Below are 22228 nucleotides of genomic sequence, written 5' to 3'. Positions count from 1 at the left end.
TTTTTATTTTAAATTAAAAAAATAAATTATCACCAAATAATAACGTCTTATAATAAATTTTGATATGAAAAACTCTTTTCTACAATATTATGTTCATCTAAATCATTTATTGATTTTCATTTTTTACCATAATTTAAACTACTACTTCCTAATATTTTAGTTTTCTTTTCTAATTTATTAACTTTAGTTTTTAAAATTTCAATATCACTTTCTAACTTATTAATTTTAGTATTTAATCCATTATGTTCGCAAATTAATTTATCAAAACTATCCTTACTATATTTATTATTAATTGCTTTAATTTTATTACTTTCTCACATTCCACAAGTCAAAAATTTAAGTGGTCAATGTCACCATCTTCTTGATAATTGTTTTTCATTTTTGAAATTCAAATTAAAATTATTAATTTGTCCACATATTTTATTTTTAGCTTCTTTTAGTATTTTTAAATCATGTATTTTTTCTTGCATTTCTTTAAAAATTTCACTAATGTCTGAACTATCATATAGTGTTAAATCATCTAAACTTTTAGAACTATCTCTATGCTTTATTTCAACTTCTAAATCAGTTTGTAAACCTAATACAAATAACTTATCTTCTGAAGTAGTTAAAACATTACTTAAATCATATTTATATATATTTTTAAAATCTATTGACAATGTTCCCTTATTTGCTTGTGCTTCTAAAAAACTAATAGTTACAGTAAACAAAGATAAAATTGGCATTATTGCTTTATCAGAATATTTTTTTGTACTTTTTCCACAATTATATTGAAGATATTTAAGATTTTTAATAACATTAGGAATATCTGCAACCAAAAATATTCCTTTTAATTCTTCAATAATTCTTTTAAAATAAGGAATTTGAGTATTATGTTGTTTTTGATATTTTAACTTTATACTTTCAAGTTTTTTTATTAACTTTGTTGCAGATAACATTTTTTCTTTTACCATTTTTTAATTTCTCCTCTTTTAAAAAATAAAAAAAACCCATTTATTTTTAATAAAAATAAGGGTTATAAAACTTATATTAAGTTTATGATTTTTATTATACTATCTTTTTTTAAGATTTTATTAATATACTTTTGGCATAAAATAATAATTAGTTTTTCTAAATTTTAAAAAATTATTTATGTAAAAAAACTAAACATTTTCCTTTTTTAATAATTAGTTTTGGTCTTTCTTTTTTGTTAAATTCATTACTAATAGTTTGTGTACTATTATTAGTAACAGTAATATCCTGATTTGGATAAAACTTACAACCACTAAAATTATAAATTACTTCTTCATTGTCTAAACTAAAAAAAGAAATATATTTATATGTTAATTGTCAATTGTAAAAAATATATTCTGATTTTGCTTTTAATAAAAAACAATAATTATTTTCACCTAATAAAATTGGATTAAAACATTCATATTTTTTTATTATATTAATACTAGCAAGTAACATATCCCAACGTATTCCATCACTTACTATCACTATTTGTTGAAAATTAATTTTTTTGGAAATTGCAGTAACTATCGCAAGTTCACTATCAATAAAATCTTTTTCTTTATTAAAAGTAATAATTTCAAAATTATGTATTTTACTTTGATCATTTAAAATCTTTAACTGTTGTTTATTAACGGTATCATTATCACCACAAATAAACTTAATTGGTTTTTTATATTTTAATAATGATAAAATACCAGTTTCAACACCAATAAAAATTGGATTAATAAATTGTTCTCAATTTAAATTATAATCACGACAAACAATTACTAATTGTTTAATATCACTATTTTTCATAATTTGTTAACATCGCAACTTGTTTTTTTACTGAATTATCACTATTTAATAAATAACTACCCGCTACTAGGTAATTAGCACCAGCAGTAATACAATCATTTGCTGTTAAATTATTAATGCCACCATCAACAGCAATTGTAATATTTGGAAAATTATTATCGATATGTTTTACTAACATTTTAATTTTATTAATAGTTAAATCTAAAAAACGTTGTCCACCCGCACCTGGTTGCACACTCATAATTAAAATTGTATCAAGATCTTTCAAATAATCATAAATTTTTGAAATTGGTGTATCAGGATTAATGGCAATTCCTTTTTTAAAACCAGGGTTTTTTCATTGCAGGAATTCTTTTAATTGTTCTTCTGTTAATGCTTCATAATGCAAAGTAATATTTTTAACTTGCGGTAAAATTATAAATGGTTTTAAATAATCACATACTTTTAATGTTGTTATCTTTACCATCATATGACAATCAATATTGATATTAGAACTAAATTTACATACATCACTTAATATTTTTGCACCAAAACTTAAATTTTCAACAAAATGATGATCCATAACATCAAAATGAATTCAATTAATTCCTGCATTTTGTAAATTTAATAAATCATCTTTTAAAGATAGAAAGTTAGCAGTTAAAATGCTAGCGGCAATTGTTACTTCTTTTTTCATATATTACCATCCTTTATTTTAAATTATTAACTTTATTGAATTCTATTAAAATTTTACAATAATCTTCATAAAAAAAACCAGAAATTATTTTATTTGCAACTGCTTTTTTAATTGCACATTCTGGTTCTTGCTGATGTAAGCAAGTACGAAACTTACAATTTTGTCAAATATTAGTAAAACTAGGAAAATTAGTAGCAATATCAATACTACTTAAACCTTGCAATTGAAAGACCGAAAAACCAGGTGTATCTGCAATAATACCATCATGTAAAAAATAAAGGCGAGTTTTAGTTGTGGTATGTTTACCACGATTTAAACTTGTAGAAATATCCTGTGTTCATAGTTTTAAATTATTATCCAAACTATTTAAAGTTGAACTCTTTCCCACTCCTGAAGTACCTGTTAATATTGATAACTTGTTTGTAAAAACTTTTTTTAAATCTTCAATACCATTTTTTTTAACATTTGAAATAAAAATTACTGGTAAATTTAAATTCTGATATGCTTTAACTTTTGTTCAAACTTCATTATCTTTAGTTACCAAATCAATTTTTGTAAATATTAAAATTATTTTTAAATGATAATAATTAAAAATAGTTAATAATTTATTTAATAGAAAACTACTAAGAAAAGGATTAACAAGAGAACTAACAATTAATACTTGATCAACATTAGCAATGCTTGGTCGATATAGTTCATTAAATCGAGGTAAAATTGATTCAACCAAAGGATTTTTATCATCTTTAAAATTAACTTTAACATAATCACCAACTAAAATTTTTGTTGTTTGAAATTTTAAATTTCCTTTGATTAAACAAGAATAAATTTGATTTTCAATTCTTACTTCAACAAAGTTATTTGCAACTCCAATAACTATTCCTTGTTTAAAGTTCATAGTGTCCTCCAATTAATATAAAATTAATATGCTTATAATAACACCAATAAGTAATAATATAATTAAAATTAAAGATGATAAAAATTCTTTTTTTAAATAAAATGGTTTTTTTAATTTTTGTGAATTTAAGTAATTTTTCTTAAATAACATATTATTTTTATTTTCCGTTTTTAAACAACAATCTAAATCATTACTCAATTCACTAATTGTCCGATAGCGATCATTAATATCCTTAGCAGTTGCCTTCAAAATAATATTTTCTAAACTTTGTGGAATATTTTTATTAATTTCATGAATTAATGGCATTGGTTCTTTAATATGTTTGGCCGCTAATATTTGTGGATTTTTATGAAAAAAAGGTGGTTTACCAACTAATAATTCATATAATATAATACCTAAAGCATAAATATCACTTTGAATTGTTGGTTTTTGAAATTTTACTACTTCTGGAGCAATATATTTCATTGTTCCTACAACTTGATTAGCGTATTTTTTAACTTCATAATCATCAATAACAGCAATACCAAAGTCTAAAACTTTAATTGCTCCACTACTAGTTAAAATAATATTTTCGGGTTTTAAATCACGATGAATAATATTGACTGCATGACACGCATTAACCCCTTTTAAAATTTCTTTCATAATAACTATAACTTCATTAACTGATAAAACTGAATAATTACTTAAATATTCTTTTAATGTTTTACCTTCTAATAATTCAAAAACTAAGCATCAATCTTTCTTATCAATAAAAACATCATATACCAAAATAACATTGGGATGTCTAACTCTAGATACTGCTCTAATTTCTTGCAAAAATCGTTCTTTTATTAAGTCATCTAGTGATGAAATTGGATTAATTACTTTTAAAGCAACTTGCCGATTTAAATATTTATCTTGTGCTTCATAAACTTTAGCCATACCACCCGAACCAATAATTTTTAAAATATAATAACGATTATTCAATAATTTATTTATTTCCATTAGTTTCACCATTACTTTTAAATTTATTTTTTAAAAATTACTAACTTATTTATAATTTATATTTTACACAAAAATGTCAAAAGACTAAAATTTTATTTCCATTAATAATACAGTAACATTATCAGTTGAAACATTAAGTAATGCTTGCTTAATTAATAACTTAACTTTGTTATTAATATTTCCATTTTTTTCTAATATATTAACTATTTCATATTCTTCTAAAAAATCATGAACACCATCACTAGTTAAAAGAAAATATGATGGAATTATTAAGGGTAAATGAAAAATATCGGTTTTTAATGGCTTACGTGGACCAAGAGCACTAGTTAATGCCTTTCAATAAGTGTGATTTAAATCAACACTTGATTCTTTAGTTGTGTTTTTTTGTAAATATAGATTTAAAATATTATGATCAACTGTTAACTGTTTTAATCCTTGTTCACTATATTGATAAATACGTGAATCACCAATATTTACTAAATAAGCTTTGTTATTAGTAATTAAAATTATTACCATAGTTGTTCCCATATCAAGCGCTTGTTCATTACTTAAACTAAAATTATTCATTTCAATTTGAATAATATCTATCTTTTCTTGTAATCATGCATGAATTTGTTTATCGTATTTTAATTTAGTAAAATCTGTTGTTTCAAAAAATTTTTTTAACATACTAACAGCCATATTACTGGCCACTTCACCACATTTATGACCACCCAAACCATCACAAACAACACCAATAACTTGTCCCGTATTATTTGTTAAATATAAAACGGCATCTTGATTATTTGTACGATAATTACCAACATCTGTTTTATAACTAGCATTTATTTTCATAAACTGACCCCCTATATTCCTTTTTTTAATTTACAAATATAAAATCCATCAGTATTGTTATTAAAACCAAAAAATTGTTTTTCTGCAATGATTGTCATATCTGCGTGATTTTTAACAAACTTCTCAATTTGATTTTGATTTTCTTTAATATTGAAAGTACAAGTAACATACACAATTATCGCTTCGGGTTTTAAAAGTTGATAAGCCTTATTTAATAATTTTGCTTGAACAGTAATTAAGTGATTAATTTCTTCTTTACTTCAATTGATAAGTTTAACTTCTGGTTTTCTTTTAATTAAACCTCAAGCAGTACTAGGAGCATCAATTAAAATTTTGTCAAACTTATTATTAAAATCCAATATTGTAGAATCACCATATTTAAGTTCAGTATTTGTTACGCCTAATTTTTTTAAATAAGTAGCACCAATTTTTAATCGTTCTTCATTGATATCACAAGCAACTATCTTACCGTGATTAGACATTAAAGCTGCCATATGAGCTGTTTTACTAGCAATTCCTGCACACATATCTAATACTTCATCATATGGTTGTGGATCTAAAAAATGACTAACTAGCATACTTGCTTGGTCTTGTTTAATAATTTCACCATTTTCATATAATTTTGTGTTAAAAATTGACTTTGAACTAATAATACCATCAGATACTATCTCGCTTAAACAAAAGTTAAAAGATTTATAATTTTCATTGTTTAACACTTTATTAACAGTAGTTTTTAATGTATTAACTCTAAAACTAATTAATGGCATTTTTAAGTTATCTTTTATCAATTGATTTGCAATATTAATACTAAATTGTGATTTTATTAAAGAATATAATCAACTAGGATAACTATATTTAATTAATTTAATATTTTGTTTACTTTCTTTTTGTAAGTTAAATTCTGATCTAAATTCAGTAAAACATAAATCTAATACTTTAGAAATAATAAATGTTAGTTTATTATCAATGGTGCTTACTTTTTTTAAAGTATTTTCAATGAAAATTTCTTTATTAGTAATTTCTAAAAAATAGATTTCATATAAAACTATTCATAATAAAATAGTTATGTGAAAAGGAATAGTAATTACTGATTTCAAAACATTTCATATTTGATTTAATATATAATCTAAATAAATTTGATTTTTTAAAGTTCCTAGTACTATCTTTTCAATTGCTTCTTTTTCTGATAATGTTAGATTTTTATCTCGCATCATTTGTGCTAATAAAACATTACAATGACCTTTTTCTAGGATTACTTGTACTAGAATTTTATAAACATCATTTTGAATTATCATTATTTAACCCCACAAAATTTTTAATTATACATATATTATAACTTAAATTATTATTTTTAATTTTGATAAGTATTTTACTATTATAACTATTAAAAAATGCATCATTACAATGCATTTTTAGTAATAAATTATTATTTTTAATAAAAACTAAACTATTAAAAGTTGCTCTTTATATTTACTTTACCTTTTCATTTTTTACAATCTTCACCATATTTATACATATTATTAATTTTAATACCAAGAATAATTCCTGATCATATTGCACAAGGTGTATTAGCACAAATTATAACTAAATCTTTCATTAAAATTGTTGATTCAGATCCGCCATGATATGATAAATGAATAATGCCCCATAATACTCATAAACTGTTAGCTGTTGTATAAAGAATAAATGTAAGTAAAGAAATACCATCTGTTTTTTTAGTTTTTATTGTTTTTAAAGATTGTGGACAAAATGCTATAACAGCAACAAGTGCTCCAATAATCCCTATTATAGTAATAATTCATCATTCAGTATTTGCCATTATTTTTATTCCTCCAAAGTTCTAGCATTTTCGCCCAACGTTTTCATATTTTTTACTTTAACATAAATAATACAATTAGTTGCAGTCATTGTTACTGTATACGGTATTATTAAGGTAGAACCTCAAATTGCAATTTCAAGAGTATCAGCACCTTCTGGTCACATTACTGGTAATGTTACTGAAAGTATTCCAAATATCAAGAAAAAAAGATTAGCAATATTATAAATTATATAAGTTGATAAGATTATATGTTTAGTTTCCTTAGTTTTTATTGTTTTTATTGCTTGTGGAATAAATGTTATAATAGATAATATTCCGGCTAAATAACCTATAATTCCAATAAAAGTTTGCATTTTCATCCTCCATTAAATTTTAAAAATATTTTAGTAGTTTTTTTAAAACTATTAATATATTTATTTCTTGTTTTATTAAAAAAACATTATTTTACTTTTAATCATTTAAAATAGAAAGTGTTTAATTAATATTTTTTCAAATAAATCTAAAAAAATTAAAAATAATTTATAATAAAAAAATAAAAAACCACTAAAATAGTAAAAATTTATTTAAAATAAAATAATAAATTTAAAAAATATTAGTTAAAAATTAAATAAAATTTTAATTTTACAATAAATATAAAAGGGCGGTTGTCAAAGGACGTATGAGATTAACCCTTAGAACTATGAAGTAACATTAACAATATAACTGCAAATTCTATGATTTGTTAATTAAATTATACCATAAATTTTAAAAAGATTAAAAAATATAATTATAAAATTACATTTAAACAACACAAAAATTCTAATTTTAAAATTAGAATAAAAAATATGAAATTTTAACTTATTAAGTACTATTAAGATAACTTCTAGCATTTAAATAATTTGCTTTTGCTATTAACATATTATTCAATGTTTGATGATGATATATTTTTGCTCCATTAGTTAAAGATTTTAAAAAATGATATACATCACTTTCAGCACTACAACCAATATTTCAATCAGCATTTTGATTAATAATTCCTTGTTCATTATTTTTAAAATAATTATAAGTTTTTTTAGTAACTTTATTATGATTATTTTCTAAAATAGTAATTAATTCATTATACTTACCATTTGAAAAAGTAGTTGTTACATCTAAATACTTTGTTCAATCAAGTGCTTTCTTTTGATGTTTACCACGAACATTAACAAAAGATTTTCATAAATAACTATAAGCATGATATTTATCTAAAATATAATAACAACCCAATCAACTAGCCATTGCTCTAATTCATAATGCACCATCCCCAGCAACTACTACATTATAATTATTATATTCTCAATTAATAGCAAATATATTTAATTTAATATCATAATGATTATTAATAGTTTGCATTGTAAAATTATGTAATTCTTCTTGTTTTGGAGCATTATTAGTTTTAAATAACATAAATGAAGTTATTTTCTTATCTAATTTATTTCTATATGAATAAATTTCTTTTCTACCTAAATTAAAAGTTAAAAGTCTACAACAATATTGCTGTTTTAAACCATTTTCATCTCAACAAGTTATATAAGCATCATCTGCACATATATTTAATTTTTCATTATCTAATACTTTAAATTTTTGTTCTGGTATTAATTTTTCAATTTTTGCATTTTTAAAAATTCTTGAAATAAGATTTTTAGAAAAAGAAGTATATTTAAATTCTGATTGAATATTAAAATAACCTTTTTTACTTATTAAATTTTCAATTAAATTATCTAATATTTCAAAATATAAATCATTAGTAATTCTTGCTCTTTTTTTAATCCCAAATTCTTCATAAATTGGATAATAATGTTTTTTATTTATTTCATCTCAATAAACTCTTTGTCTAAAAGTTCCTATTCCAATTGGAGTATTTACTGTTCTATTACATGTTCAAGCAACTTTATATTGATTTTTATTTCTATTTAGAAAAAAATATTCATCATAATCATGGATTTTTTGAAAATATTTTGCTAAAATATTAGTGATTTCAGATTTTAGAGTATAATATTAAAAAACGATAAAATAAACTGCAAATTCTATTTACGTTTAAAAGATAACTTTTATTAGTTATCTTTTCTTTTTTAATAAAATAATGTACAATAAAGAAAAATATAAATAGAAAAGGAAAATAAAAATGTTAGAAAGAACATTATGGATATTATTAATAATAGTAGTAGAAATGACATGAATTTTATTAATACATTATGGAATTAAATATTGTAATAATGATAAAATTTTTGGTATTTTTTTGATAACAATTTCATTGCCTATAGTAGGTACTTTTATTGGTTGTATGATTATGTATAAATCACAACATCCCGAATATAAATTTTGAAAAAATTTAGGAAATAAAATTAAAAAAATGTTTAAATTTAAAATCAAATTAAAAAAAGTAAATAAAAAAATAGCAGTATAATGCTATTTTTTGTTATAATTATATTATAAAAATTAAATAAAAAAGTATATGAAGTAATTAATAAAGTTAATAAGTTATTACGACCCAGTTCTAACTTAAAGATTATATTAATTATAGCATAAATTTTTATGTTTTTAAAGCATATGAAAGGAGATTTTTATGTGCAAGAAGAAAAAATAAAAATAAGAACAATTTTTAATGATGCTACAAAATTAAGAGAAGCATTAGAAAATTATTTTATTCATTGTAAAGATTTTGATGAAATACCTACTAAATTAGGAATGTTAATTTATTTAGATATAACTGAAAATACTTTAAAAAAATGAAAAGAAAAAAAGAGAAATACTTTTTTACAACAAATTAATTGAGCGCATTCTCAAATTGAACACTTAAATTTACAAAGATATTTAAAGTCACATTCTTCTAATTCTTCATGATATTTAGAAAGAGCATATGTTAATAAATATCATTTATCTACAAAAATTGATATAAAAAATAATGATAATACCACCCCTATAGCAATTAGTTTAGAAAATAAGAGTAAAAATAAATGTTAGAACATTTTGGATATCTTAATGATATTTTAAAACAAATGTATTATAAAAAATCTTTAACTGTAAAAAGAATTGACCAATTAGGTAGTCGTAAATCTGGTAAAACTATTCAAGATTTTGATTTTGAATGTAAAGCAACTGTATTACCTAATACAAAAGTTAAAACTTATGTTTTTAGAAATATGAGTGAACAATTATATGATACTTGAAATCAATTAAAAAATAGATGAGTATTATTTGCAATTGGGTTAGATTATACACTTTCTGAAACACGTAAAACTATTAAATATAAAGATAGTGAAATTGAATGTCGTGCTTTATATAAACAAAATAATAGTGAAATTAAATTAACTGGTTTACCAGATAATTCAAAATATGATTATGTAATTAGACATGTTGATGAAGCACATCAAATTGCTGAAAAAGATTGACAAGATATGGCAGATGCTATTCGTGGTTATAGTCAATTATTAGAAATTAATAGTTGTAATCCTTGAAGTATTTTAAATTATTATATTAAAAATGTAGTTACTTATTGTCCACAAAATGAAAAACAAATAATTAATGAATATGAACAATTTTATTTTAATGAAAAAGATAAAAGAATTGTTCATTATCAAAATTGAAAACTTAATTATTTATTACCAAAACATGAAGATGAAAGTTTATTAGAATTAGAAGCTCTAGACCCAATATCTGCAAGAGTCAGAAGTCATGGTTTAGTAGGTTATGAATCTGGTGGAATATATTCACATTTAATTCATAAAATTAGTAGATTATTACAACCAAGTTATCGCTTTAGTGCTGGATTAGATTATGGATTTAAAGATGATGCTTTAGCATGTTTATTAATAGGATTTGATTATAATTTTAAATTTGTTAATGTTATTGATTCATTAAAAATAGAAAATAAATTAATTCGTTATGATAATAAACAATTAGCAAGATTAGTAGTTGAGTTTTATATTAAATTAGCAAAAGAAAATAATTTGTTATATGAATATGGTTTAACTGTATATTGTGATTTTAGTAATTATACATTTATTGAAATGTTAAATGATACAGCAATTAAATATCAAGTTAATTCATGGCTATATTTTAAAGATTGTGTGAAATTAAGACTTGAATTTAGAATAGGTAAGAATGTGGCTTTAATGGCATCAGAACGCTTAAATATTAGTATGAATGCACAAGCATTATTAGATGAATTTAGATTGGCTGTATGAGACCCTAAGAGTATTAAACAAATACCATTAGCGGGTAATGACCATTTACGAGATGCATTTGATTATGCTATAGAACCATATATTAGAAATTTAAGTGCAAATATAAATCCTTATTTTGAAAGGAAGTAACATATGAATAATCATAATACTGAAATATTAACTCCTAAGTGATGTATGATAAATCTTCAAGAAATAATAGCAAATCATGCAAGTAAATTATTATGAGGTAATGGTTATACTTTAACAAGTGAACATCCAGAATATAAAAATGCTATTGAAAAATTAAAAGAATGAAATAATTTTGATAGTTTATTTTATCAAGATTGTCATATTAAATCTGGTTATGGTTATAGTATTGTTCAAATTGATAGAAGTAAAACTGGAAGAATAGCATTAAATTTTGCTCAACCATATGCTCAATCAAGAGTAGCTAGAGTATTAGAAACTGAATATAGTGCATCAACATGGTCAAGAGTACAATATGATGACCAAAATATTTATGTTAAAACAACATATACTCCAAATCAAATTATTAGATATTTTACTAGTGATACAGTTACATTAGATGGTTTACAAGAAAAAATAAGTAAAGATTTACAATTACCATTAATTTAAAATCATAATTTAGGTATTATTCCAGTTAAATTTATGCAAAATTTACCTAAAAAGAATTTCTTTGGTGGAGTTATTGGTGATTATTATCCAGATATGACTCCAATTAAAAATTTACAAAAATTATTAAATAAAACATTTGAATCAATTGAACATGAACTTGAATGTAATATAACTCGTGTATTTTTAGATATTACTGAACAAGAAATAAATCAATCTAAAACTGCTTTTGATTTAAAAAAATTAATAGGTAAATTTATTTTACAAGCAAATTTAAGAAGTATGGGAAGTACTAGTGGAACACCACCAATTGCAATATTACAAGGTAATCCCATTTTAGATAAATATGGTGAATTTATACAATTTATTATTGATAAAGCATTTGAGGGTAGTGGCTATAGTCCAGTAAATGATACTACAAGTCAAAAAACTGAAGCAGAAGTATTAATTACTAATTCAAGAGATATGGAAACTACAAGAATTAAAAGAACTTTAAATCAAAATGATTGAAATGAAATATTGCAAAGATGTTTTATTCTTATGGAATTAGATGGTGATAAATCTAAATGAACATTTGAAATTAAAGAAAATACTATTACAGATAGATTAAAATCACTTGAAATTGATGAAGCAGAATTAAGATTAGGTATTACTAATATTAAAAGAATTATTGTAAAAAGATATGGTGTTAGTGAAGAAGAAGCACAACAAATTATTGAAGAAAATAGAAAATATCAAAAAGAAGAAATTGAATTTAATAATACTTTTTTAGGAGAAACTAAAAATGATACCGAAAATAAATCATCAATTAATTAAAACAGTTTGAAAATCAACTGGTGAAATTGAAAAAGATTTTACACAAAATAAAGATTTACAATTTCGTGTATGTCCTTTTACTATTATTTTAGGTGCTATAAATTCAACAGAAACTGGTTATAAACCACCAACTAGCATTCCTAATGATTATACTTCATTTAGTAAAATATTTACTGGTAGAGAAGCAATACAAGCAGTTTGAGACCATTCTTATTATCCTATTCAAAATAAAGATAATCCAGATGAAGCATATAAACAATTACAAATTGGTGATGTGTTTTATGGGAATATATTATCAGACCAATTAGGTATTACTTATTCAGCAACACCAGCAAATAATGCTTTTATTCAAGAACAAGCAATTAAAAATGTAGTTATTAATATTCCAAATGAAAAAAAGAATTTTAATTTTATTAATAATATTGTTTCAAATTTATATAAGTTATATATGATTCCAGAAATTAATAAAGTTATAAATACTGATAAAAGTATTAAAGTTGATAGACAATGATATATTCTTGAAGTTGCTAGTAAAACATATAATAATGAAAATAAAGAATTGGCTTATATTCAATGTACTTTTAGTAGTTTAAATGATAAATTAGCGCATAGTGGATTAGCAATTAATCAATATGTACAATTAGGTGCACCTGCTGACCCAGTAGCATTACCAGCATTAGATGAAAATAATAATATTATTTTAGATTCAAATTATTTAACACCTTTACCAGTTACTCATTGTCAAATATCTTTTTATGGTTCAGTAGAACCTATTTCAATAGCATTATGAGGTAGAGAGATTGATAATAATCCTGAAAATACTAAACAACATAAATATAGACAATATCCAAGTAAATTATTATTTCCATGAGAATATCAATGTAGTACATATGACCCAGTAAGTTTTCAAGCATTACCAGAAACTAATTATGTATTAACTGTTCAAGGACAGAGTGTTATGGATAGTTATTCAGATTGACAAAAAGTAATTGCACCAAATTATGATGATGGTGCAACTAAACATTATGAAGGTCATTTAAGAACTAATGTTGAAAAAACTAAAAATACTAATAAAGTTGATGTATCAAATAGATTAGTAAATTATTGAGATAATAATTTTTTAAATGGTGCAGAAATTGAAAATTATAATTATGCAACGGCTGGTAATCCATATTTTCAATATTATAATAAAAATAATAAAAAATTTATTGGTAATACTCATTATAATATGAATAATAATAAATTTAAACAATTAAATACTATTAATGCATTACATTATTTTATTTATAATCCTATTAGTGAAATACCGTTAACAATCAGAGAAACTATTAAAATTAATCTTAATACTATACCTATATTTGGCTCATTTATGAATGCTTTTGTTGGTGGTTTAGATATTGGAGCAAAATTAAGTAGTAATTTATTAATACCTCAATTTCCTTATATCAATGGTTTAATATCTACTGAATTATATAATTTTTATACAACATTATTATATAGTTCACAAAGTACTAATCCAGCATTAATTCCATTCGATGTATTTAGAAATGATACTCCAGATGCTATTCAATCTGTTGCTGGAACAGCAAGTCATATGACATCATTTACATTTAATTTAACTGATAGTTTAGCAATGTCAAAATTTAATATTAATGATAATACTAGTATTAATAGTTATAATCTTACAACTGATAATTTAGTTCAATTAGATAAAACTGATAAAACACAAATATATTTATTACCACCAGATAATGATATTAATCCTTTATTAAAGGAATCAGATTTTACTAATAAAAATATATTAAAATGAGCAATTGATATGATTGATATTAAAGTTGTAGGTAAAAGTAATTTTAAAATCACATTTTATTCAATGCCAGATAATAGAAGTGGTGCTATTAATGATAATTTTAGTATTTGAAGTGGTACTTATCAAACAGTTGGTAAAGCAAGTAATAATAGTAGATTAATTCAAAATACATTTATTTTAGCAAATAATACTTTTAAATTTGACCAACCATTTAATTATCCACAAGCAATACAACCACCACCATTAATAGAAAGAGCACATCCTATATTTATTGATTTAAGTAATCAAAGTCAATATGGGATTAATAATGATATTAATAGAACATTAGAAGCATCACTAAATGATATTTTTCAAATGAGACCACATATTTTAGAAGATGTTAAAGGTAAATTTCATAATAGTATTGGTATTTATATAAATCAATATGGTTATGATAATGTTGATAAATTTAAAGAAGATTATGAAAGTATAACATTTAATTTTACATTAAATATGAAAGATAATTGAAATTTTTCTCCAGATAATCCGAGTTATACTAATTCAAAAAGTTGATTTACACCTATTAAAATAAATTTAAATGATATTGGTAATTTACCAGATAACCAAAATGATACTGCCCTTTTTCAAGATAAGGATATTATTTATAATAATAATTCTGGAAATCATAATGATACTAATAATAATTGGATATTTAATATAAATAATCGTACTAGTTTACCAATTAGTCAAACTGCTTCTTTAACAAATGCAGAAAGATTAAATAATATATATATTAATGATTTATTATGAACAAATGATACTCCAAGTAGTGGTCACACAATACCTTCATCAACATGATTTAAAATAATGGCTTTTAAAACAAAAGCATATCAAAGTCAAGATGATAATTTAATTATCATTGAATATCAATTTATAACTACATTTGATGCACCTACAAAAATTCTAAAATCTGGATTTGCTAATGCTAATTGAAATCTTTAAACTACGTCATTGGTAATTAATCCCAAAAGTTCAACTTAGAAAGGTGGTGGTAATTATGGTAAATGAAACAATTAATGAAATTTATGCTGTTATAGAAAGTTTAAAAGTAATTAATGATAATAACCTAAAAAAATTAGAAGTAGAAAATTTATTAATTACCCTAGTAATGAAATTAAAATATTAATGAAAGAAGGTAATACTATGGAAGAAAAAGAAAAAGATGAACAAGAAGAAACTAAAGAAGAAGAAGTAAAATCAGAAGAAAATACTGAAAAAGAATCTGAATCTGAAGATACAAAAGAACCAGAAACTGAAGAAGTTAAAGAACCAACTTTAGAAAATAAATATAAAGAATTAGAAGAAAAATATAATGCTTTATATAAAGAAAAAACTGATAAAGATAGAGAAATTAGACATTCAGAAAGTTATAAAAAATATAATTTATCACAAGAAAATATTAATTTGCTGAGTTATACTTGTAAGTGCAAGTAAATAAAATTGCAAAAAATTCTCATATAAAAATTTCATAATGCTAAATTTAGTTTAGAAAAAAGTAAGGAGTTTTTATATGAGTTATAAACATCTTGGCATAGATGAAAGGATTTATATTGAGAATCAATTGAAATTTAAATTTAAAATTAGTGAAATAGCTAAAAATCTTAATCGAAGTATTAGTACTATTATTCGAGAAATTAATAGAAATAAAGATAATAATCATTATTTTTCATTAATTGCACAAAATAAAGCTGAAAATCGAAAACAATCACATATTAGTTTTCATAAGTTTAAAAATAAGAATTTAGTAAAATATGTACAACAAAAATTACTATTAGGTTGATCACCTGAACAAATTTATGGCAGAATTAAAAATTTTCATAAAGAGTGAGTTATTAGTTTTAAAACAATTTATACTTGAATTTATTTTGGAATGCTTGATAAAGTTACTAGTAAAAATTTAAGAAGAAAAGGTAAAAAACGAAAATCTAAAGAAAATCGTGGCAAGTTTAATGGTAAATCAATTAAAGAACGAGATATAAATGTTAATGATCGTATAACACTTGGTCATTGAGAAGGAGATACTATAGTATCATCACGAGGTAAAAGCAAATCATGTTTAATAACTTTAGTTGAAAGAGTATCACGATTTACTTTAGCAATATTAGTTAAAAACAGAACTACTAAAGTTATTAATAAAAATGTTAGTTATTATTTATCAATTCTTCCTAAAAACATTGTTAAAACTATTACTTTTGATCGTGGCAAAGAATTTTCAAATTGACAACAACTTGAAAAAAATTTAGATATAAAAATTTATTTTGCCAATCCATATTCACCTTGACAAAGAGGTACTAATGAAAATACTAATGGTTTAATTAGAGAAAAATTTCCTAAAAAATTTATTTTTTCAAAAACTAATAAAAATGAAGTTCATAAATTTATATTGTCTTTAAACCAAAGACCAAGAAAAATACTAAATTATCTTTCACCAATCGAATATTTGGATAGAAAAATAATTTAGTTGCACTTACCTTTACAATTTAGCATTTATTAAAAAGATATCTTGGAGATAAAGATGATATTGATGAAGAATTATCATTATTAAATAAAGATTTTCCACATTTATTTAATAAAAATAAAGATACAAATATTAGTAATTCTTTAGATGTAAAAGATAAATTTAAAGAAGAAAAAGAAGATGAAGTAGATACTAGAAAAATAGGAATGGTAGGTTAAAAATATGGCAATTATTACAACACAATCAACAACAATTAATGACCCAAGTAATCCAACTGGGAAATTAGATTTATCAGTAAAATATATTAAAAATTTAAAAGTTTTATTATCAAAAAGAGTAGCATTAATTAATGCAACAGTAGAAAATAGAGAACAATTAGATGCTGGTACTGCTATTTATAATATTACGAAAAGAAATCCTACTGAAGATTATACAGCAGGTGCTGGTGCCAATAATCTAACAGCAGTGAATACAGTTCAAATTCTTTTAAATAAAAAGAAAGAAATTAATTTTGAAGAAGAAACATTAGATTTAAAGTTATTAGGTGCAAGATATGAGGATGGTAATGTTCTTGTATCAGATAGTTTAGCATCAAGTTGAATTGATGCAAAAGCAAAATCAGTAGAAATATATTTAGTAGCAAAATTATTAGCATTAGCAGTTAAAACAGCCAAAGATAATGGAATTATTAATATTGCATTACCAAGTAATCCAAAAATAGATGATTATAGAATGCTTTTATGATTAAAAATATCAAATACATTAGCAACATTAAAAGCAAGAATTACTGATGAATATATTGGTACAGATGAAGAAGATTATGTATTATGAGTATCTAGTTTTTTTAAACCATTAGTATTATTATCAATAACTACATTAGGTAGTGATAGTGCTTCACAAGCATTAAAAGATGGTAAAATTGTAGAAATTGGTGGTATTAAAATTATAGAATGTCCTTGATTAGGAAGAAATTATCCTGCTGGAGTTATTGATAAACAAGAATCATTTAATTTTTTAGGATGTGATGCTGTATTAGTTCATAAAGAATCAATAGCATTTCCATTTAATCGTGGTCAAGATAATACTTTTGTTTTACAAACAAATGGTAATGTTAAGAATTTTCATAAGTTTTTAGTTTCAGAAGGTAAAGCATTACGTCCAGATTTAGTTAAAGGATTTACAGTTACTTCAAGTATAGATATTGCCACAGCAATTGAATTTACTAATTTAGGAAAAATAACTATGGCTGGTGATACTCCAACTGCAGATGAAGTAGAAAAAGCAGTTATTGCTAAAAATCCTAATTATCAAAAAGGTAATGCTAATTTTTCAAATTTAACAGCAACAAGTGCAAATGTTGAAGGTAAAACTTTATATGATGGTTCTTTACAAGTAACTTTTACAAAGAAGTAATAAAGAAGTAATTTAAATGCCTATTATATTATTATTAAGAATGATATTAGAAACTGCTGTTAGTGATATACAAACTGCTGAATTAATAGAAAAATTTAAAAAAAGTAATTCATTATTTAATAGTTTTTTAAAAAATCCAGCAGGAATATTAAAAAATCAATTAATGTTAAAAGTATTAGGACAAGGTAAATCTCAAAAAGAATTAGCTGAATTTCAACAAGTTTTACAAAAATTAACAAATTTACCAGTAATTCATAAAAAAATAATGACACATATTACTAATAATAATATTGCTAAATTACAACATATTCAAAAACAATATTTAAATGGTAAGTCATTAATGGATAAAGGTAAAGAAATAATAATGAATTCTTTAACACAAGAAGATTATGACAGTATGATTGGAGTTTATGTAAATCTTTCTAGTAGTGCATTAACAGGTGGTATATGAACTCCCGTAGTACAAGCACAATCTGGTACGTATGGTATTGCTACATTAACATATAGAACAAATTTAAGTAAATCATATGATTATTTTAATGTTTGAAGAGAAACTTGAATTGATATGTGTAAATCTATGGGTGCTTATGGTACGGGTGCTAATAGTATTTTTATTAGAGAGTATTTAGGTGGAGTTAATAAAACTAGAAAAGAAATGAATTCTACTGTTAGAAAAAATGTTAGTCAATTAAATAGAGCAGTAACTAAACCTAATAAATCAGTTATTAGTACGGTTAATAAATCACAAGCAGTACAAGGATATGGAAGGTATAAAGATTATGGAAAACAAAAATAATATTGATTGAAATGTAAATTTAAATTATATTACAAAAGATGATTTAAAAACTATATATGGTTTTATACCAGATGCAGACCAAACTACTACTGATAATACTAAAACTGATTTTACTATTATGGCAATTGCTATTTCAAGTGAAAGAATTAATACTATTACTGGTAATCAAATTGAAGTAATAGGATTTAAAAATCTTAATGAAACTCAACAACAATTAGTTAAAAGAGCAACAGCAAGAATGACTATATATTATTTAACTGATGGAATGGCATTTATAAGAAGTTCAGTATCTATTAGTGGTAATGGTTTATCAAGTAGTATTAGTCCACCAAGTGAACCAGATTATGTATTAATGGAAGTATATAATTTATTACAACAAGCAAATTTACATACTCCAAGAAAAGCAATTAATAATCCTATTTCATGTAATACAGATAATTTTAATACACCTAGTATATTTGATGAAAGTGATACAAGAGTTATTACTTGAGATTCTGGTAATAAAACATTTTTACAAAAAATGGGATTAATTGAAGGTACTGGTATTACTATTCAAGATGTTAGTGATACTATACCTAAATTAAAATTTAATGTTGATAGTAATATTGATTCATTATGAGAAGTTGATAAAGATAATCCTAATTTTATAAAGTCAAAAGATTATAAAGGTATTGATGTTAATGGAAAAAGAATTATTGATGTTGGTACCCCTACATTTTTAAGTGATGCTACAACTAAAGAATATGTTGATAGTAAAATTCCAGATTTAACTAACTATTATAATAAACAAGAAACTAATCAATTATTAGATAAAAAACAAGATAAATTAACTGTTGGTTCAAATATTAATATTGATGAAACTAATACCATTAGTGCAAATTTAACTAATTATTATAATAAATCAGAAATTGATAAAAAATTAGAAGATAAAGTGGATATAGATAAATTTTCATATGCTTTTACTATTAATGCTCTTAGTACTGAAAATCCTAATTTAGAAACTACTAATAAAACTATTGTTGGTGGTATTAATGAGTTAAAAGAAAAAATAAAAGATAAAAAATTTTCAAATGATTATTTTAAATATAATACTGAAACAAATGAAGTTTCATTAAATGATGAAGAAAATTCATTACTTTGTAAGGATTTATTAGAAAATAATGAATATCAAATATTAAAAACTCAAAATAAAAAATTATTACAAGCAATTAATGAAATATTAGAAAAACAACCACAACCAACTCCAAGTGGTTCAAATTGAAAAGAAGTAGGAGAAATTATAACAGATAAAAATAATAATAATCAAAATTATATAAAATATATATTTAAAGATAAAACACATTATAGAATATATATAAGTTATGGGGATTATACACGTCAAGAAAATAATAAAAATTATAGTTGACAAATAATTAATTTTTATTATCAATTAGATACAAGCGTTGTAAAAAGTAGTTTATGAATAGCAAATAATAATAATAATAACCAACAAATTGAAATTAATGTTTATAACAATAGAATAATGTGGGGTATGGGTAGAGATTATATTTTTAAAAAATTAGAAGAATTACAGGAATAAGATTATGATTTTTAAAATTATAAAAATTATTTTAGGTTTAATTCGAGTGTTATTATCTTCGGCTGTTGCTGGTTTAATTATATTTATTATAGTAAAAATTGTATTAAAAATTAATCAAATATTTTAGAAAGGTGGTGATTAATATGGATACTACAACAATTATTATAGTTGCTAATTTATGTATTAATGGAGGTTATGTTTTAATTAAATTAGGAAAAGCATTAGTTGCATTTGGTAAATCTTTAACAGACCCTAATAAAAAAGCACTTAAAAAACAAAATAAAATTAATAAATTACAAAGTAAATTAAATTCTATTAATAAACAACCAGAAATAAAAAGTATTTATTAATAGTAAAAAATGCCTTTAATAGGCATTTTTATTTATTTATAAACTCATATGATTATAATCTCAATTTAATGAAGCATTATCATAATTTAATGGTACTTCGCTCATATTATCACTACCGTATTGACTAGTTGTTTCACTATTAATAGTAAATCTATTATCATTAATTAATCTTGTAGTTTCATTATTAAATGGTGTTTCTTGCATTTCTGTATTATTATGATTTGTATCAATTGGTAATAAATTATGAATAATTTCACTTGCACCAGCAACTATTGTAGGAACTGCATAAGCATTATTAAAATCATTATTAATACCCATAGCAACACCACTACTAATCAAACAACCACCAGTAGCCATATTTGCTATTTTACGTATAGTTTCAAATTTACTTGGTATTAATTCAGTAATTCCAGCAACTAAATTTGCAATACCATATGAGTTAAGACTAATAAATGTATCTCAATCCATTAAATGATTATCATTATTATTAGTAGTACTTAATAATAAATCTGGTGGAAAAGGGTCAACAGTAGTAGTTATTGGACTTTCTGTTGGATTAGGATTAATTGAAGAGTTAGTAAATTTAGCATAATTAACTATTCCAATTGTTCCTAATCCTAATGCTATTTTTTTACTTGAATTTAATAGTTTACTTTTTAAACTTGGCATTTGATTTAAATTTCATATATCAATACCTAATTTTTTGCTAAATAATAATGAATTAATACTACCTAATATTGGATTACCTATAAGTTGACCATAATAAGCACTTGTACCAATCATTGCACAAATTGGACTTATTCCAGTTCTTATTAATTTTAATAAAGTATAATTTGATTGTGAATTTTCTGTATTTGGCATTTTTTATTCTCCTTTTATAAATTTAAATTGCATATTTCCTACTGTATCTCGATTATTACCACAAATAATTAAATATCCAGTATTATTTTCTAATATTCATGAATAATAAATATATTGTGGATATAATTTTGGATATAAATTTAATGCTAATAAATAACATAAAGCATCTTCTTTATTTTTTAATAATCCAACTGTTGGACATTTTATTTCTTTTGGACTTTTTTCATTATAAAATCATTCAGTTCTAATATTTCTCATTATTTCACATCCTTTTATGAACTCATCAGCACCGT

General features: G+C 22.7%; 26 protein-coding genes. 14 read left to right on the top strand and 12 right to left on the bottom strand.

Features of this window, described 5'->3' with window-relative positions; translation table 4 throughout:
* Positions 1-47 precede the first annotated feature (47 nt).
* From AACK81_RS02990 to AACK81_RS02945, 10 genes are all read right to left on the bottom strand, one after another.
* Positions 48-953 (bottom strand): hypothetical protein, encoded by a 906-nt coding sequence (locus AACK81_RS02990; RefSeq protein ID WP_338962496.1) that lies wholly within the window; start codon positions 951-953, stop codon positions 48-50.
* 172 nt (positions 954-1125) lie between these two features.
* Positions 1126-1788: a hypothetical protein gene (locus AACK81_RS02985; RefSeq protein WP_338962493.1), complete on the bottom strand. Its 663-nt coding sequence runs from the start codon at positions 1786-1788 to the stop codon at positions 1126-1128.
* Entirely contained in the window at positions 1778-2464 is a 687-nt protein-coding gene (locus AACK81_RS02980) for a ribulose-phosphate 3-epimerase (RefSeq protein ID WP_281749492.1), read from the bottom strand. Before AACK81_RS02980 ends, AACK81_RS02985 begins: the two co-directional genes overlap by 11 nt.
* A 13-nt stretch (positions 2465-2477) precedes the next feature.
* The gene (gene rsgA, locus AACK81_RS02975; protein WP_338962489.1) at positions 2478-3359 is read right to left on the bottom strand and encodes a ribosome small subunit-dependent GTPase A; all 882 of its coding nucleotides are present in this window, start codon (positions 3357-3359) and stop codon (positions 2478-2480) included.
* Between the two features lie 12 nt (positions 3360-3371).
* Positions 3372-4343, bottom strand: a complete 972-nt coding sequence (locus AACK81_RS02970; protein WP_338962486.1) for a serine/threonine-protein kinase — start codon at positions 4341-4343, stop codon at positions 3372-3374.
* Positions 4344-4427: 84 nt separating this feature from the next.
* Entirely contained in the window at positions 4428-5177 is a 750-nt protein-coding gene (locus AACK81_RS02965) for a protein phosphatase 2C domain-containing protein (RefSeq protein ID WP_338962483.1), read from the bottom strand.
* A gap of 11 nt (positions 5178-5188) precedes the next feature.
* Positions 5189-6472: a methyltransferase domain-containing protein gene (locus tag AACK81_RS02960; RefSeq protein ID WP_338962481.1), complete on the bottom strand. Its 1284-nt coding sequence runs from the start codon at positions 6470-6472 to the stop codon at positions 5189-5191.
* A 155-nt stretch (positions 6473-6627) separates the two neighbouring features.
* Entirely contained in the window at positions 6628-6996 is a 369-nt protein-coding gene (locus AACK81_RS02955) for a SemiSWEET family sugar transporter (protein ID WP_338962479.1), read from the bottom strand.
* 5 nt (positions 6997-7001) lie between these two features.
* Entirely contained in the window at positions 7002-7349 is a 348-nt protein-coding gene (locus AACK81_RS02950; RefSeq protein WP_286642184.1) for a SemiSWEET family sugar transporter, read from the bottom strand.
* A 487-nt stretch (positions 7350-7836) separates the two neighbouring features.
* Complete coding sequence (locus AACK81_RS02945; protein ID WP_338962472.1) at positions 7837-8421, bottom strand: UPF0236 family transposase-like protein; 585 nt, start codon at positions 8419-8421, stop codon at positions 7837-7839.
* 718 nt (positions 8422-9139) lie between these two features.
* On the opposite strand from AACK81_RS02945, the gene AACK81_RS02940 reads away from it, so the two are divergent.
* From AACK81_RS02940 to AACK81_RS02875, 14 genes are all read left to right on the top strand, one after another.
* Positions 9140-9421 carry a hypothetical protein gene (locus AACK81_RS02940; protein ID WP_338962469.1) on the top strand — a complete coding sequence of 94 codons (282 nt, stop codon included), beginning with the start codon at positions 9140-9142 and terminating at the stop codon, positions 9419-9421.
* 161 nt (positions 9422-9582) lie between these two features.
* On the top strand, positions 9583-9978 hold the full coding sequence (locus tag AACK81_RS02935) for a terminase small subunit (RefSeq protein WP_338962466.1): 396 nt from the start codon (positions 9583-9585) through the stop codon (positions 9976-9978).
* On the top strand, positions 9972-11330 hold the full coding sequence (locus AACK81_RS02930; RefSeq protein WP_338962464.1) for a hypothetical protein: 1359 nt from the start codon (positions 9972-9974) through the stop codon (positions 11328-11330). Before AACK81_RS02935 ends, AACK81_RS02930 begins: the two co-directional genes overlap by 7 nt.
* A gap of 3 nt (positions 11331-11333) precedes the next feature.
* A complete protein-coding gene (locus AACK81_RS02925; protein ID WP_338962462.1) occupies positions 11334-11816 on the top strand; it encodes a hypothetical protein in 483 nt (160 codons plus the stop codon).
* Positions 11817-11849: 33 nt separating this feature from the next.
* On the top strand, positions 11850-12629 hold the full coding sequence (locus tag AACK81_RS02920) for a hypothetical protein (RefSeq protein WP_338962460.1): 780 nt from the start codon (positions 11850-11852) through the stop codon (positions 12627-12629).
* The gene (locus tag AACK81_RS02915) at positions 12598-15420 is read left to right on the top strand and encodes a hypothetical protein (protein WP_338962457.1); all 2823 of its coding nucleotides are present in this window, start codon (positions 12598-12600) and stop codon (positions 15418-15420) included. The genes AACK81_RS02920 and AACK81_RS02915 overlap by 32 nt, the downstream gene beginning before the upstream one ends.
* A 55-nt stretch (positions 15421-15475) precedes the next feature.
* On the top strand, positions 15476-15604 hold the full coding sequence (locus AACK81_RS02910; protein ID WP_338962454.1) for a hypothetical protein: 129 nt from the start codon (positions 15476-15478) through the stop codon (positions 15602-15604).
* Positions 15604-15912, top strand: coding sequence for a hypothetical protein (locus AACK81_RS02905; protein WP_338962452.1), 309 nt, complete (start codon positions 15604-15606; stop codon positions 15910-15912). Before AACK81_RS02910 ends, AACK81_RS02905 begins: the two co-directional genes overlap by 1 nt.
* A 76-nt stretch (positions 15913-15988) precedes the next feature.
* The gene (locus tag AACK81_RS02900) at positions 15989-16939 is read left to right on the top strand and encodes an IS30 family transposase (protein WP_338960236.1); all 951 of its coding nucleotides are present in this window, start codon (positions 15989-15991) and stop codon (positions 16937-16939) included.
* Between the two features lie 219 nt (positions 16940-17158).
* Complete coding sequence (locus tag AACK81_RS02895; protein WP_338962450.1) at positions 17159-18349, top strand: hypothetical protein; 1191 nt, start codon at positions 17159-17161, stop codon at positions 18347-18349.
* Positions 18350-18365: 16 nt separating this feature from the next.
* Entirely contained in the window at positions 18366-19145 is a 780-nt protein-coding gene (locus AACK81_RS02890) for a hypothetical protein (RefSeq protein ID WP_338962448.1), read from the top strand.
* Positions 19129-20724, top strand: coding sequence for a hypothetical protein (locus AACK81_RS02885; RefSeq protein ID WP_338962446.1), 1596 nt, complete (start codon positions 19129-19131; stop codon positions 20722-20724). Before AACK81_RS02890 ends, AACK81_RS02885 begins: the two co-directional genes overlap by 17 nt.
* 4 nt (positions 20725-20728) lie before the next feature.
* Positions 20729-20851 carry a hypothetical protein gene (locus AACK81_RS02880; protein WP_338962443.1) on the top strand — a complete coding sequence of 41 codons (123 nt, stop codon included), beginning with the start codon at positions 20729-20731 and terminating at the stop codon, positions 20849-20851.
* Between the two features lie 16 nt (positions 20852-20867).
* A complete protein-coding gene (locus tag AACK81_RS02875; RefSeq protein WP_338957961.1) occupies positions 20868-21074 on the top strand; it encodes a hypothetical protein in 207 nt (68 codons plus the stop codon).
* A 36-nt stretch (positions 21075-21110) separates the two neighbouring features.
* Here the strand turns inward: AACK81_RS02875 and AACK81_RS02870 are convergent, their stop codons facing one another.
* Both AACK81_RS02870 and AACK81_RS02865 read right to left on the bottom strand, forming a co-directional pair.
* Positions 21111-21935 (bottom strand): hypothetical protein, encoded by an 825-nt coding sequence (locus tag AACK81_RS02870; protein WP_338962440.1) that lies wholly within the window; start codon positions 21933-21935, stop codon positions 21111-21113.
* A gap of 3 nt (positions 21936-21938) precedes the next feature.
* Positions 21939-22193, bottom strand: a complete 255-nt coding sequence (locus AACK81_RS02865) for a hypothetical protein (RefSeq protein ID WP_338961756.1) — start codon at positions 22191-22193, stop codon at positions 21939-21941.
* Between the last annotated feature and the right edge of the window lie 35 nt (positions 22194-22228).

Source organism: Spiroplasma endosymbiont of Lasioglossum villosulum (genome assembly GCF_964020195.1).
GTDB lineage: Bacteria > Bacillota_I > Bacilli_A > Mycoplasmatales > VBWQ01 > Spiroplasma_E > Spiroplasma_E ixodetis_A.
The sequence above is the reverse complement of the archived record's forward strand: the minus strand, read 5'-3'. Positions and strand labels throughout refer to the sequence as shown.